The sequence below is a fragment of the Pseudomonas sp. FDAARGOS_380 genome (assembly GCF_002591235.1).
Taxonomy (GTDB): domain Bacteria; phylum Pseudomonadota; class Gammaproteobacteria; order Pseudomonadales; family Pseudomonadaceae; genus Aquipseudomonas; species Aquipseudomonas salmasensis.
Window position 1 is genome coordinate 1,130,712 of the sequence record NZ_CP023969.1, and the last position, 12,635, is coordinate 1,143,346.

At 60.7% G+C, this 12,635-nt stretch carries 13 protein-coding genes; 7 read left to right on the plus strand and 6 right to left on the minus strand.

Annotated elements, in window-relative coordinates; all coding sequences use genetic code 11:
* Positions 1 to 121 precede the first annotated feature (121 nt).
* Positions 122 to 1,390, plus strand: coding sequence for an Hsp70 family protein (locus CRN80_RS05480; protein WP_032893792.1), 1,269 nt, complete (start codon positions 122 to 124; stop codon positions 1,388 to 1,390).
* Positions 1,391 to 1,928: 538 nt separating this feature from the next.
* Here the strand turns inward: CRN80_RS05480 and CRN80_RS05495 are convergent.
* The 3 genes from CRN80_RS05495 to CRN80_RS05510 all read right to left on the minus strand — a co-directional run bounded on the left by CRN80_RS05495 (position 1,929) and on the right by CRN80_RS05510 (position 4,279).
* On the minus strand, positions 1,929 to 2,942 hold the full coding sequence (locus tag CRN80_RS05495) for an AI-2E family transporter (protein ID WP_003188124.1): 1,014 nt from the start codon (positions 2,940 to 2,942) through the stop codon (positions 1,929 to 1,931).
* Between the two features lie 177 nt (positions 2,943 to 3,119).
* Positions 3,120 to 3,419: a PsiF family protein gene (locus CRN80_RS05505; protein ID WP_032893794.1), complete on the minus strand. Its 300-nt coding sequence runs from the start codon at positions 3,417 to 3,419 to the stop codon at positions 3,120 to 3,122.
* A 71-nt stretch (positions 3,420 to 3,490) separates the two neighbouring features.
* Positions 3,491 to 4,279: a helix-turn-helix transcriptional regulator gene (locus tag CRN80_RS05510; protein ID WP_034125676.1), complete on the minus strand. Its 789-nt coding sequence runs from the start codon at positions 4,277 to 4,279 to the stop codon at positions 3,491 to 3,493.
* A 98-nt stretch (positions 4,280 to 4,377) separates the two neighbouring features.
* Here CRN80_RS05510 and CRN80_RS05515 point away from each other — a divergent pair, with 98 nt between their 5' ends.
* Entirely contained in the window at positions 4,378 to 5,265 is an 888-nt protein-coding gene (locus tag CRN80_RS05515) for a DMT family transporter (protein ID WP_044271043.1), read from the plus strand.
* A 96-nt stretch (positions 5,266 to 5,361) separates the two neighbouring features.
* Here the strand turns inward: CRN80_RS05515 and CRN80_RS05520 are convergent, their stop codons facing one another.
* Positions 5,362 to 6,252: a triacylglycerol lipase gene (locus CRN80_RS05520; protein ID WP_098949712.1), complete on the minus strand. Its 891-nt coding sequence runs from the start codon at positions 6,250 to 6,252 to the stop codon at positions 5,362 to 5,364.
* A 176-nt stretch (positions 6,253 to 6,428) separates the two neighbouring features.
* On the opposite strand from CRN80_RS05520, the gene CRN80_RS05525 reads away from it, so the two are divergent.
* On the plus strand, positions 6,429 to 6,959 hold the full coding sequence (locus CRN80_RS05525; RefSeq protein WP_003188119.1) for a bacterioferritin: 531 nt from the start codon (positions 6,429 to 6,431) through the stop codon (positions 6,957 to 6,959).
* Positions 6,960 to 7,072: 113 nt separating this feature from the next.
* On the opposite strand, the gene CRN80_RS05530 is transcribed toward CRN80_RS05525, so the two are convergent.
* Positions 7,073 to 9,139, minus strand: coding sequence for an AsmA family protein (locus CRN80_RS05530; protein WP_098949713.1), 2,067 nt, complete (start codon positions 9,137 to 9,139; stop codon positions 7,073 to 7,075).
* A gap of 357 nt (positions 9,140 to 9,496) precedes the next feature.
* Here CRN80_RS05530 and CRN80_RS05535 point away from each other — a divergent pair, with 357 nt between their 5' ends.
* Complete coding sequence (locus CRN80_RS05535; RefSeq protein ID WP_003188116.1) at positions 9,497 to 9,817, plus strand: hypothetical protein; 321 nt, start codon at positions 9,497 to 9,499, stop codon at positions 9,815 to 9,817.
* 151 nt (positions 9,818 to 9,968) lie between these two features.
* The gene (locus tag CRN80_RS05540; RefSeq protein ID WP_003188114.1) at positions 9,969 to 10,601 is read left to right on the plus strand and encodes a TetR family transcriptional regulator; all 633 of its coding nucleotides are present in this window, start codon (positions 9,969 to 9,971) and stop codon (positions 10,599 to 10,601) included.
* A 5-nt stretch (positions 10,602 to 10,606) separates the two neighbouring features.
* Here CRN80_RS05540 and CRN80_RS05545 read toward each other — a convergent pair whose 3' ends face one another.
* Entirely contained in the window at positions 10,607 to 11,113 is a 507-nt protein-coding gene (locus CRN80_RS05545; protein ID WP_098949714.1) for a C40 family peptidase, read from the minus strand.
* A gap of 340 nt (positions 11,114 to 11,453) precedes the next feature.
* Here CRN80_RS05545 and ureE point away from each other — a divergent pair, with 340 nt between their 5' ends.
* Together ureE and CRN80_RS05555 are read left to right on the plus strand one after the other, a co-directional pair.
* Positions 11,454 to 11,954: an urease accessory protein UreE gene (gene ureE / locus CRN80_RS05550; RefSeq protein ID WP_003188112.1), complete on the plus strand. Its 501-nt coding sequence runs from the start codon at positions 11,454 to 11,456 to the stop codon at positions 11,952 to 11,954.
* A complete protein-coding gene (locus CRN80_RS05555; protein ID WP_098949715.1) occupies positions 11,951 to 12,625 on the plus strand; it encodes an urease accessory protein UreF in 675 nt (224 codons plus the stop codon). Before ureE ends, CRN80_RS05555 begins: the two co-directional genes overlap by 4 nt.
* The last annotated feature ends 10 nt before the right edge of the window (positions 12,626 to 12,635 follow it).

Sequence of the window (12,635 nt, forward strand, 5' to 3'; positions counted from 1 at the left end):
GGCAGCCTCAAGACGTAGCTATGTAGCGCGAATGCCGATGGATTTACGGATCACCGGTCTACGCATCCGCGCGCCAGTGGCATACACTGCGCGGCCGTTTTTTGCCCGGAACCTGTGAGACATGAAAAACGCATCCCCAGCCCGTGCCTGCGGCATCGACTTCGGCACGTCCAACTCCACCGTCGGCTGGATCCGCCCCGGCGAGGAGACGCTGATCGCGCTGGAGGACGACAAGATCACCCTGCCGTCAGTGGTGTTCTTCAACTTCGAGGAGCGCCGCCCGGTCTACGGTCGCCTGGCGCTGCACGAATACCTGGAGAACTACGAAGGCCGCCTGATGCGCTCGCTCAAGAGCCTGCTGGGTTCCAAGCTGATCAAGCACGACACCAGCGTGCTCGGCACTGCCATGCCCTTCACCGACCTGCTGGCACTGTTTATCGGCCAACTCAAGAGCCGCGCCGAAGCCAACGCCGGCCGTGAGTTCGAAGAAGTGGTTCTGGGCCGCCCGGTGTTCTTCGTCGATGACGACCCGATGGCCGACCAGGAAGCAGAAAACACCCTGGTGGACGTGGCGCGCAAGATCGGCTTCAAGGACATCTCCTTCCAGTACGAACCGATTGCTGCTGCCTTCGATTACGAGTCCACCATCACCAAAGAAGAGCTGGTGCTGATCGTCGACATCGGCGGTGGTACCTCCGACTTCTCCCTGGTGCGCCTGTCGCCGGAGCGTCGTCACAACGACAACCGCCAGAGCGACATCCTCGCCACCGGCGGCGTACACATCGGTGGTACCGACTTCGACAAACAGCTCAGCCTACAAGGCATGATGCCGCTGTTCGGCTACGGCAGCCGCATGAAAAGCGGCGCCTACATGCCCACCAGCCACCACATGAACCTGGCCACCTGGCACACCATCAACTCGGTGTACTCACAAAAATCCCAGCTGGCCCTGGGCAGCATGCGCTACGACATCGAAGACACCGGCGGCATCGACCGCCTGTTCAAACTGATCGAACAGCGCGCCGGGCACTGGCTGGCCATGGAAGTGGAAGAAACCAAGATCCAGCTCACCCACCAAGACAGCCGCCACGTGCCGCTGGACCGCATCGAAGCCGGCCTGAGCGTAGACCTGAGCCGCGCACTGTTCGAGTCGTCCATCGACAGCTTGCTGGAACGTGTACGCGGCAGCGTCACGCAGTTGCTCAACGACGCCTCGGTGAGCGTGGCGCAGGTGGACACCGTGTTCTTCACCGGCGGCTCCAGCGGCATCCCGGCACTGCGCCACAGCATCTCGGCAATGCTGCCGAATGCGCGGCATGTGGAAGGCAATATCTTCGGCAGTATTGGCAGTGGTTTGGCGATTGAGGCGAGCAAGCGTTACGGTTGCTGAGTTGTAGCTAAAACCGTGGCACGCCCCTCCGACGGTAACCACGATGCGAAGCGAGCCGCTCTTGATCTTGATCTGCTTTTGATCTTAGGCGCCCCGTCAAACCACGCTGGCCGAACGCAGGCTTGAATTCGTGGGTAACCCGGCAGGACGCCGGGTTAGCCGCCCCGCGCCATGGATGGCGCGTGGCGGCGGCCCACGGATTCAAGCCTGTGTTCGGGCACACCGAGCGTGAGCGAGGTGCCGAGTGGTGGGGCAAGAGCCCTTTGGTTACTTTGGGGCTTTTCCAAAGTGACCCGCCGTCAGGGCGGACCCCTAAGCGGCCGTTACCGCAGCAATGGATATACACACAATCCAACTGCGTTGACTGCCAGGCCGCCTTCGCGAGCAAGCCCGCTCCCACAGTTTGATCGCGGGGCGTCAGATAGACAGGGGCCGGCTGTGAGGCCGTCATCGCAGGCAAGCCAGCTCCCACAGGTGATCGCATTTCAATGTGGGAGCGGGCTTGCCCGCGATGGCGTCAGCCCAGGCGACACAAGGCCTAAACCATCCCCCCAAGCTTCAGCTCGCTCTTGAGATAGGCATAGTAAATCGGCCCCGCCACCACCCCCGGCAGGCCGAACGCCGCCTCAAACACCAGCATCGCCAACAACAACTCCCACGACTTGGCACTGATCTGCCCGCCGACAATACGCGCGTTGAGGAAGTACTCGACCTTGTGGATCACGATCAAATACCCCAGCGCCGCCACCGCCACCCAGATCGACAACGACAACGCCACAATGGTGATCAGCGTGTTGGAGATCAAGTTACCGATCACCGGCAGCAGGCCGAGCAGGAAGGTCAGCACGATCAGGGTCTTGGTCAACGGCAGGTGGATGCCACACAACGGCAGCACCACCGCCAGGAACACCGCAGTGAAGGCGGTGTTCAGCGCGGCGATCTTGATCTGAGCAAAAACGATGTTGCGAAACGCCTGGACCAGCAGGTGCAAACGGTCGAACAGCGCGGCGGCCAAGGGCTTGCGCTTGGTCAGGTCGGGCACGCGCTGCAAGGCGATGATCGCGCCCAGCACCATGCCGATCAGCAAGGTGACGAACATGTGGGCAGCGTCTTTGCCGACCAGTTGCAGTTCGCTCAGGTGCTTGCTCAGCCAATCGCCAATGGCCACGCGAAACTCCGCGGCGCTGGCGGGCAGGTAAGCGTCGATGGACGGCGGCAATTGGCCGCGCGCGCGGTCGACCACGCCCATGAATTTATCCAGGGAAGCCCCGGGGTTTTCCGCTTCGTGGAGCAGGAAGCTGATGGCGCCGGCGAAGATCAAGGCCAGCACGCTGACAATCAGAGTGCCCAGCAAGGCCACCGCCAGCCAGCGCGCGCGTCGGCCTTCGATCAGGCGTTGCAGTTGAGGGGTGAGCATGTTGACCAGCTCATAGACCAACAGGCCGGCCAGCAGGCTGGGCAGCAATTTCAGCGGCAGTACCAGCAGCAACCCGCCGAAAATGATGATGTAGCTAGACAGCAACAACACATGACGCTGAGAAAACGTTGGCATACAGCCTCAAAACAAACGGCGTTGAAGGATGTTGTAGGAGCGAGCTTGCTCGCGAAAAACGCAAGAGCGCCTCGTTTAGTCAGGGCGCCCGTGTGATCGTTCACGTTTTTCGCGAGCAAGCTCGCTCCTACAAAGGGGCTGTGTGCGAGTGTCGCAGCCTTCTATGGCCCGGGGCTATTATTTCTTCAGGCAGGTGCTCATGAAGGTTTTGCGCGCGTCACCGGCCAAGGCTTGGGTTTTCGCCGACGCATTGCAGTCTTTCATCTTCTGCTGCTGCGGGGTCAGGGTCTTGGCGTCGTTGGCGGCAGGTGCCGACAGGCAGGTCTTCATGAAAGTCTTGCGCTCATCGCCCTTGAGCGTCTTGGTGGTGGCTTCGGCATTGCAGGTGGTCATTTTGTTCTGCTGGGCAGTGGCGGCAAAACCCTGGGCACACATCAGCAGGCCCATCATCAACAACGGAATACGCAGCATCTTCATGGAGTTTTCTCCCTGTTACCGTGCCGACGGGCACGGCCTACCGCGCAGTGTAGTCAAAACCTGTTACAACTTCACCGGCCACGAATATTCGCCCGTCGGTATTGCTCTGGCGTGCAGCCAGCGTGGCGCTGGAACATGGCGATAAACGCCGAGGCGGTGCTGTAGCCCAGATCAAACGCCACGTGTTGCACGCTACGGTCGCTGTCCAGCGCTTCGATGGCCGCCAGGTAGCGCAGGCGCTGGCGCCATTCGCCAAAGCTCATGCCCAGCTCACGCACAAACTGGCGCGCCAGGGTGCGCTCGCTCACATGCACCTGCTCGGCCCATTGCGCCAGCGGGCGGTTGTCTCCCGGCTCTGCCTGCATGCCCTCCAAGACCCCAAGCAACCCAGGGTGGCGGGCGTAGGGCAGGAAGCAATCGTGGACCGGCGCCTGCCGGAGTTGGTCCACCAGCACTTGGGCCAGCCGGATGTCGGCGTCGGTGCGCGGCGCATTGACGTCGCGCAGGGCGAAATCCTTGAGGATCGCCTTGAGAATGTCGCTGATCGCCAGCGTGCAAGGCTGCTGCGGCAACTGCTCGCACAGCTGCGGCGCCAGGCCTACGGAGTGGTAGACAATCGCCTCGGCATTGTAGGAGCTGTGCTCGGTATGCGGCGGCACCCACACCGCGTACTGCGGTGGCGACATGAAGCGATTGCCCGCCACTTCCATGCGCATCACGCCGCTGGCCGAGTAATCCAGCGAGCCCCAAGTGTGCTGGTGCGGGGTGCATTCGGTGTCCGGGGCAAAATCGGAATACCGAAAGTACACCGGGCTTGGCAGGCGGGCGAAATCGGGCAGGCGTACGGTGTGTCGGGACATATTGTCTGGATTCAACGCTCGGTTGTCTGGATCGCAGTATAGGCTTCGATCCAGACAGAGGATAATCCTGCCTCGTCAACACACTGGGTTTCTTTTCAATGCAATACGCGTATCCACTGCTGGCTATCTTTATCTGGGCCGGCAACACCGTGGTCAACAAATTGGCCGTGGGCTCGATCTTCCCGGCTGAAATCGGCTTTTACCGCTGGCTGTTCGCAGCGTTGCTGTTCACGCCGTTCATGCTCAAACCGGTGGTCGCCCACTGGCCGCAGATCCGCCCCAACCTGGGCAAGATCTTTATCCTCGGCGTGCTCGGCATGGCGGTGTATCAAAGCCTGGCTTACTACGCCGCGACGCTGACCAGCGCCACCAACATGGGCATCATCCTGTCGCTGATGCCGCTGATGGCGCTGACCGCCGCGATCATCAGCCTTGGTCAACGCCTGACCTTTGGCGCCTTGACCGGCGCGGTGCTGTCGTTCGCAGGCGTGGTAGTGGTGGTGTCAGCCGGCAGCCTGGGCGCGCTGCTGCAACATGGGGTCAACCTGGGCGACGGCATGATGCTGATTGCCACGCTGGCCTACGCGGTCTACAGCACCCTGCTAAAAAAATGGCAGCTGCGCCTGCCGCCGTTGGTGCTCCTGTATTTGCAAGTGCTGGTGGCGGTGGTGGTGCTGTTTCCGCTGTACCTGTTCTCGGCCAAGGCAGGTCTGGGCTGGGCGAATATCCCGCTGGTGCTGTATGCGTGCCTGCTAGCGTCGATGCTGGCGCCGTTGGCGTGGATGCACTCGGTGAAGACCCTGGGGCCAAGCCGTACCACGCTGTTTTTCAACCTGCTGCCCTTGATTACCGCGCTGATTGCGGCGCTGGTGCTCAAGGAAGAGTTGGCGCTGTATCACTTGGTGGGCGGTTTGCTGACCTTGGGTGGGGTGATTTTGTCGGAGCGTTGGACCACGCCGGTTGGCCGGAGGGTCAGCGTGGCCTGAGCCATCGCTATCGCAGGCAAGCCAGCTCCCACAGGGGAATGCATTTCAAAGGTAGGAGCTGGCTTGCCTGCGAAGAACGATAACGCGGCTGCCCGGTTAAACCCCGGCCGCCTTCAGCCGCCGGGCATGCTCGACAAACAAGCGGATCGGCTCGGCCCCCTTGCCCACCAGCCCCAGGGATTGGTTGACGATATCGAAGTGGTCCAGGGCGTAGTCATCGCCGATCACCGTGCCCAGGTGTGAGCTGTAACGCCCGACCAGGCCATCACACTGGCCCTTCTCCCGCACAAAGCTGCGGGCGAACCAGCGGCAACTGCGATTTGTCCCATCCAGCAAGTTGCGCCCGCGGTCGGTCTTGCCCGGCTGCAAGGTGCCGGACCACGAGTAATAGCGCACGCCATTGACCTCCTCCACTCCCTGCCCACCCCATTCCTGGGGCAACCCCTGGGGATATTGGCGATTGAACAGCGCCACACCCGCGCTGGTCAGGGACTGGTGCGAGGCCGGCAGATCGGCCTTGAAGCGCGGCCCGCGATAGCCGGTTTCCAGCAGGCCCATCACCCAGGCGGCCAAGTGAAAAGCAGCGCTCATCAACCGGCCTTTGACGCTGTCGACCGGGTAATGGGCGTGGATATGATCGGCCAGTTCCGAGCCATGATTGGGCCCGGCCACCGAAGTCACCGAGGCCACCCATTGCGGGCGCGTGGCCGCCGCATAGCGAGCGGTGAGCGAGCCCTGGCTATGCCCGATCAGGTTGACCTTGCCGGCGCCGGTTTCGCGCAGAATCCGCTCGATCTGCACCAGTAACTGCTCACCGCGCACCTCGCTGGAATTCAGCGGCGCAACCTGCACGGCAAACACCTTCGCCCCGCCAGCCCGCAGCGCCGGGACGATGCCGTACCAGTAAGGGAACCACCCCAGGCGTACAAAACCCAGCATGCCGGGCACCAGCACCAAGGGGTAACGTGTAGCTAACGACTGCGGCATGGGCCGAACGTCCTTGATCCAGACGGAATAAAGTCAGGCTAGCCCACGCCCACGACCAGAAGATGACACCTGCTGGCAAATCCAATAAAACTTTTTGCGCCGCCCAGGACTCACACCTGATAACGACCCCGCCGGCAGAGCGTGGCGTACAACCGGATTAGCCCCAGGAGATTGAAATGACTCAAGCACAATTGACTGACGTTGCAACCCTGCGCAGCCGCGCCCGCCAGAACGTCGAAAACGGCGCCGTGACCGAAGGCTACGACGCCGACCGCGAAGAAATCATCCGCCTGCTCAACGAGTCACTGGCCACCGAACTGGTCTGCGTGCTGCGCTACAAGCGTCACTACTTCATGGCCAACGGCCTCAAAGCCAGCGTGGCTGCCGATGAGTTCCTGGAACATGCCACCCAGGAAGCCGAGCACGCCGACAAACTGGCCGAGCGCATTGTGCAGCTGGGCGGCGAGCCGGAGTTCAACCCCGACCTGCTGTCGAAGAACTCCCATGCGCAATACGTGGCAGGCAACACCTTGAAAGAAATGGTCTACGAAGACCTGGTGGCCGAGCGGATCGCCGTAGACAGCTACCGCGAGATCATCCAGTACATCGGTGACAAAGACCCGACGACCCGTCGCATCTTCGAAGACATCCTGGCCCAGGAAGAAGAACACGCCGACGACATGGCGGATATTCTGCAGGACCTGTAACCACTAACACTGCAACACCCCACTGTGGGAGCGGGCTTGCCCGCGATAGCGTTGGATCAGTTGATAAATCATTGACTGATACTCCGCTATCGCGGGCAAGCCCGCTCCCACAGTTACTTAACAGTTTTTGGCGCCTTGCCTTCCTTCATCTGTTGCAGCAACGGAGCGCACTCATTGGGCTCACCACCACTTGGGGCCACCAAGGCGAGCAAGCCCGCAGCAGGCCCTGCAATCACACCCAGAGCGACCATACCGGCACCGCGCAGGGCCAGCGGGATGGCCTTGACCCCAGCATTGGGCTTGATAAACGGCCCGTTGACGTACAGCGGTGAACGCAGGGAGAACAGGCGAAAGCCCTTGGATTCCGGCGTGATGGTCAGGTCCAACTGCTCCGTGGCCATATTCGCGGTGCCGTCGATGTAGATGATCGCGTTCTCGGTATCGAACACAAACAACCGCGTGGTCGCCAGGCCCGTCTTGATGCCGAAGTCCGCCGCCGCGCAATTGATCTTCACTTCCTCGTCGCCGAACAGGCGGCCTACCACGTAGTTACCCACGTTGAGCCCGGCGATTTCCATCAGGCTACGGCTGATGGCGCCATCGTTGATGAGCATCTTCAGGTCGCCGTTGGAGGTGCCCAACAGTGCCGCCACCGAGTTACCGCGCCCGGCAATATCGGCATCGCCGTTGAGTTCACCAAAGCTGGTTTTCATCGGTTCGAAGGTGGGGAACAACTGCTTGAGCTTGAAGTTACGCGCCGTGAGTTTGGCGCGGCCCTCCATCGGTGTGGTGCGGCCGTTCAAGCGAATCTGCGCATCGAGCTTGCCACCGGCCACGCCGAAGCGCAGGGGTTCGAGGCTCAGTTGGCCGTCGTTGAGTATCAGGTGGGTGTAGAGGTCGGTAAAGGGCAAATCGGCGCTGTGCACGATGCGCTTGCCGGTGAACTCGACGTCAGCATCCATATCGTGCCAACGCTCGGTGCGGAACTCTTCAACCGGCAGCACTTTGGTCGCCGGCTGTTTGCTTTCACCACCACGGGCTTTTTGCTTGGCGTTGGAGTCCGCGCCGATCAAAGGCGCCAGGTCATCCATCAGCAACTGATTGGACACCAGCGCGCCGCTGAGCTTGGGCCGTGGCTGGCTGGCGACATAGGCCAGGTCGCCATGGATGTCGCTGTTGCCGATCTTGCCGTTGAAGTTCTCGTAGCGGAAGGAGGCGCCGCTGGCTTCATGCAGTTTGGCGATCAGATGGCCGTCGGTGGAATAGGCCGGCGAGTCCGGCAGGGTCACGCCGGTCAGCGGGTACAGGTTGCCCAGGCTGCTGCCCGACAGTTTCAGGCGCAGGTCCAGGGCGCCGAGGTTCAGCGGGTCGGTCAGGGTACCGGCCAGCGCGATGCTGGTGTCGGCGATCTTGACCTGGGCTTGCAGCGGGAACGGCTTGGCCGCGTCCTGCAAGGCCAGCAAGCCACCGATCTTGCCCGTGCCCGCAAGCTTCTGGCCATGATACTGGCCTTTGACCTTGAGGCCGAACGCGTAGTCCTGGGGCGCCGAGCCTTTTTCCAGGGCCTTTTTGGCATCGGCGTCGCCGACGATTTCACCGAAGGGAATCGGCTTGCCCAGCGGGTCGATGATCACATCCAGCTGGGTCTTGAGGCTTTGATCGTCGAGGGTCACATGGCCTTTGTCGAAGCCGATGGCGCCAATGTCCACCACCCAGTTGGACGGTTCGGCGTTGGGGTCCTTGGGGTCGAACTTGAAGGTCCAGTTGGCGCGGCCATCCGCCAGGCGCTGCAACTGGGCACTGGGTTCAGTGAGGTCGATGCGCGGGATCACCACACGCTGCACCAGCAAGGCCAGGGGCGATATGCGCAGCTCAACCTTCTTGAGCGTGACCATCTGCGGTTGTTTCGACCAATCGGGGTTACCCAGTGTCAGGTCTTCGGCAATCACATGGGGCCACGGCACCCAGGCGCGCCAGCCGCCTTCATCGGGCTCACGCTGCCACACCACGGCGAGGTTGCCGTTAATGGCGAACGGGCGATGCAGCTCTTCGGAGACCTTGGCATTGAGGGGCGGCTTGATGCGGTTCCAGTCGAAGAACACCAACACCAGTACCACGATGGCCATTAACAGAACGAAGCTGGCGCAGCTCCAAGCGACAATTTTACGAGTGCGCGTCATTGCACAGGACTCCTGAATACGACTGGCTGGGCAACAGCCTTTTAAACAGCTTATAGGACTACGACTGGCAAAGTGCCTGGGGGTTTAACGCAACGGCGGATTTAGCCGAAAAAAGCGATTTTCCTGATCAACCAGACCATTTTCCCCATCGACGACGCACCATTGTTACCCAGGTTCGTGTCGAAAATACCCACATCGGTGCAAAGCCGCGGGCTTGAGAGGCTCGATCTAGAGCCTCCGGCGAGAACAATCAATTCTGTTGATTATTACCATTGTGTTTATGAACTTTTATATCGACTTATCAAGGGTAACATTAGCCCTGTACCCACTTTATCGCCCTCCCAAGGAGCAACCATCATGAAACGCCAATTACTCGCTACTGTTCTGTTATCTGTCCTGGCTTCCAGCGCTTTTGCCCTGCCAGCCGCCGAACAGGCCACCCCACAGAACAAAGCCCAAGCCGTGCAAACCAGCCAAACCGTAGCTCGCAGCGGTTCGCAAGAAGACGAAAACCGTGATTACGCCAAAGGCGCCGTGGCTGAAAATGGCTACAACCGCCTGCAAGAGAAAGGTCTGGTTGAAGGCGGTGCTGAACAAGCCAACAAACGCGCCTACACCGAAGGCGTTGCTGAAGGCGGTGCCGACCGTCTGCAAGAACTGCATCAAGCACAGAGCTAAGCCTGTGGTGGCCCAGAAAAAAGCCCGATCTGCCGATCGGGCTTTTGCTTTTATATAGACCGCGTCACGCCCCGCCCCTGCCAAGTTCGACGCCGGCAAAGCGCTTTTGCTAGAGTGCGTCGCTGTACTTGCCGACAAAGCTCATCCGCTCATGCTGCCCCGCGCCGAACAAAAGCAACAAACCCGCCTCGCCCTGATGGACGCAGCCCGCCATCTGATGGAGTGTGGCCGTGGGTTTGGCAGCCTGAGCCTGCGCGAAGTGGCCAAGACCGCGGGTATCGTGCCCACCGGTTTCTATCGCCATTTCGCCGATATGGACCAGCTCGGGCTTGTATTGGTCAGCGAAGTCGGCCAGACCTTCCGCGCCACGATCCGCCTGGTGCGCCACAACGAATTCGTGATGGGCGGCATCATCGATGCCTCGGTACGCATCTTTCTCGATGTGGTCTCGGCCAACCGCTCGCAATTTCTGTTTCTGGCCCGCGAACAGTACGGCGGCTGCCTGGCCGTGCGCCAAGCCATCGCCGCCCTGCGCGAAGACATCACCCGCGATTTGGCCGCCGACCTGACACTGATGCCCAAACTCCAGCACCTGGATGCGGAAGGTTTGCATGTGATGGCCGACCTGATCGTCAAGAGCGTGTTCGCCACCCTGCCCGATATCATCGACCCACCGGCCCACGCCTTGCCGGCCCACCTCACGCCCCAGGCGAAAATCACCCAGCAACTGCGCTTTATCTTTATCGGCCTCAAGCATTGGCAAGGGCTGGGCAGCACCGAATAAAGCAATCAACCCGCCGTGTGGAAACGCTTGGCCGTGGTGTAGTGCTTGTTCCAATAGCTATTGTTCAATGAATCGATACGAATGGTTTTTCCGGTGCGCGGCGAATGGATGAATTTGCCTTGGCCGATATAAAGGCCGACATGGCTGACCTGGCCGCGCCCGTTGCCTTTGAAAAACACCGCATCCCCTGGCTTCAACGCATTGCGCTTGATGGTCGCCGCCGATGAGCGGTGCATGGCCGTGGTGGTGCGCGGTATCTGGATATTGGCCTGGGTCTTGAACAGGTACACCAGGAAGCTGCTGCAATCAAAGCCCTGCTCTGCAGAAGTGCCGCCCCACTTGTAGGGCGTGCCCAGCAACTCATGGGCGCGATCGATCACGTCGTCGATAGAAGCTGGCTTGATACTGTGCAGCGACGAACCGAAGGTGGCGCGGGGCTGAAAGTTGGCCGATGCCGATGAAATAAAGAAGGTCAGGCTGACCAGGCATATACAGAAAATTGATCGAAGCATGATAAACGTCGCGGTGGCATTAAACAGGGCGCATAGCCTAAAGAACCCGCAGGTAATCTCATGAACTCCAAATCCTCATGATTCGTAGGAAAAATCCTAAAAACCGCCTACCGAGAAAAAGATGAAAGAAATTTCATCAAGCTGAGCGCCACCATCAACGCAAAACGCCCTTCGCCGGTGCTATAAACATCCGACACGCACCAAATTGATACACGCGCCGAATTATCCGACGCCCTATTGAGCAGCATGCCTGCCTGACTACAGGGAATTCCTACTCAATTCCATGATTGGCAAGCCCCTTGCTCTAGGTCTTTCATCGCTCACAGCTGGAAGCTCTCTGATGCTGGTGATACACCGCCGAATCGCCCCCCAAGCCCTCTGGGCCGCCGAGTTGCTGCTCAACTTCGAAGCCCGCAGCAAAAGCCGTCTGCGCTGTTTCAGTGCCGACGGTGAAGATGTCGGCCTGTTTTTGGAGCGGGGCCAGCCGCCCTTGCACGATGGCGAATTCCTACAGGCAGAAGACGGACGCGTCGTACGGGTGTGCGCCCGTCCTGAACAACTGCTGCACGTCACCTGCCGCAATGCCTTTGAGCTGACCCGCGCCGCGTATCACCTGGGCAACCGCCATGTGGCCCTGCAAGTCGGTGACGGCTGGCTGCGCCTGCTCGATGACTACGTGCTCAAGGCCATGCTTGAACAGCTAGGCGCCGATGCGCAGACCATAGAAGCGCCGTTTCAACCCGAGCACGGCGCCTATGGCGGTGGCCATCATCATTCACGCCATGGCGATGAAGACTTCAACTACGCGCCCAAGCTGCATCAGTTCGGCGTGCGTCTATGAACCCAGCCTGGGCGCTGCTACGCCTGGCCAGTCCGCAATTGCCGATTGGCGGCTACAGCTATTCCCAGGGCCTGGAAATGGCGGTGGACAACGGCCGCGTGCAGGACGCCGCGAGCGCCCGACGCTGGATCAGTGACCAGTTGCTGCTCAACCTGGCGCGTTTCGAAGCGCCGCTGTTGCTCGCCCATTGCCGCGCCGCCGCTGAGCAGGACTGGGCGCAACTGGCGCAGTTGTGCGACGAGCACCGTGCCAGTCGTGAGACCCGCGAGCTGTATCAGGAGAGCCGCCAGATGGGCTACTCATTGCAACAACTGCTCAACGGCTTGCCGGAACTGGACGACAGCGCCCGTGACTTTCTCGCCCAACGCGACGAACCGCACCTGGCCCTTGGCTGGGCCCTGGCCGCGCGCGCCTGGCACATCAGCGCCGACGACGCCCTTGCCGCCTGGCTGTGGAGCTGGCTGGAAAACCAACTAGCGGTGCTGATGAAAACCCTACCACTGGGCCAGCAAGCGGCCCAGCGGTTGACCAGCGAACTGCTGCCGTTGCTGCAACAAGCCCAGCAGGATGCCGAGCGCATTAACCCTAACCATTTGGGCAGCGCCGCTTTTGGCCTGTCCCTGGCGTGCATGGCCCATGAGCGCCAGTACAGCCGCCTGTTCCGTTCCTGATTGTGGAGAA

Bases quoted from the DNA above. Each gene is read 5' to 3' on its own strand.
- CRN80_RS05480 (WP_032893792.1), top strand. From the start codon at position 122: ATGAAAAACGCATCCCCAGCCCGTGCCTGCGGCATCGACTTCGGCACG.
- CRN80_RS05495 (WP_003188124.1), bottom strand. From the start codon at position 2,942: ATGCCAACGTTTTCTCAGCGTCATGTGTTGTTGCTGTCTAGCTACATC.
- CRN80_RS05505 (WP_032893794.1), bottom strand. From the start codon at position 3,419: ATGAAGATGCTGCGTATTCCGTTGTTGATGATGGGCCTGCTGATGTGT.
- CRN80_RS05510 (WP_034125676.1), bottom strand. From the start codon at position 4,279: ATGTCCCGACACACCGTACGCCTGCCCGATTTCGCCCGCCTGCCAAGC.
- CRN80_RS05515 (WP_044271043.1), top strand. From the start codon at position 4,378: ATGCAATACGCGTATCCACTGCTGGCTATCTTTATCTGGGCCGGCAAC.
- CRN80_RS05520 (WP_098949712.1), bottom strand. From the start codon at position 6,252: ATGCCGCAGTCGTTAGCTACACGTTACCCCTTGGTGCTGGTGCCCGGC.
- CRN80_RS05525 (WP_003188119.1), top strand. From the start codon at position 6,429: ATGACTCAAGCACAATTGACTGACGTTGCAACCCTGCGCAGCCGCGCC.
- CRN80_RS05530 (WP_098949713.1), bottom strand. From the start codon at position 9,139: ATGACGCGCACTCGTAAAATTGTCGCTTGGAGCTGCGCCAGCTTCGTT.
- CRN80_RS05535 (WP_003188116.1), top strand. From the start codon at position 9,497: ATGAAACGCCAATTACTCGCTACTGTTCTGTTATCTGTCCTGGCTTCC.
- CRN80_RS05540 (WP_003188114.1), top strand. From the start codon at position 9,969: ATGCTGCCCCGCGCCGAACAAAAGCAACAAACCCGCCTCGCCCTGATG.
- CRN80_RS05545 (WP_098949714.1), bottom strand. From the start codon at position 11,113: ATGCTTCGATCAATTTTCTGTATATGCCTGGTCAGCCTGACCTTCTTT.
- ureE (WP_003188112.1), top strand. From the start codon at position 11,454: ATGCTGGTGATACACCGCCGAATCGCCCCCCAAGCCCTCTGGGCCGCC.
- CRN80_RS05555 (WP_098949715.1), top strand. From the start codon at position 11,951: ATGAACCCAGCCTGGGCGCTGCTACGCCTGGCCAGTCCGCAATTGCCG.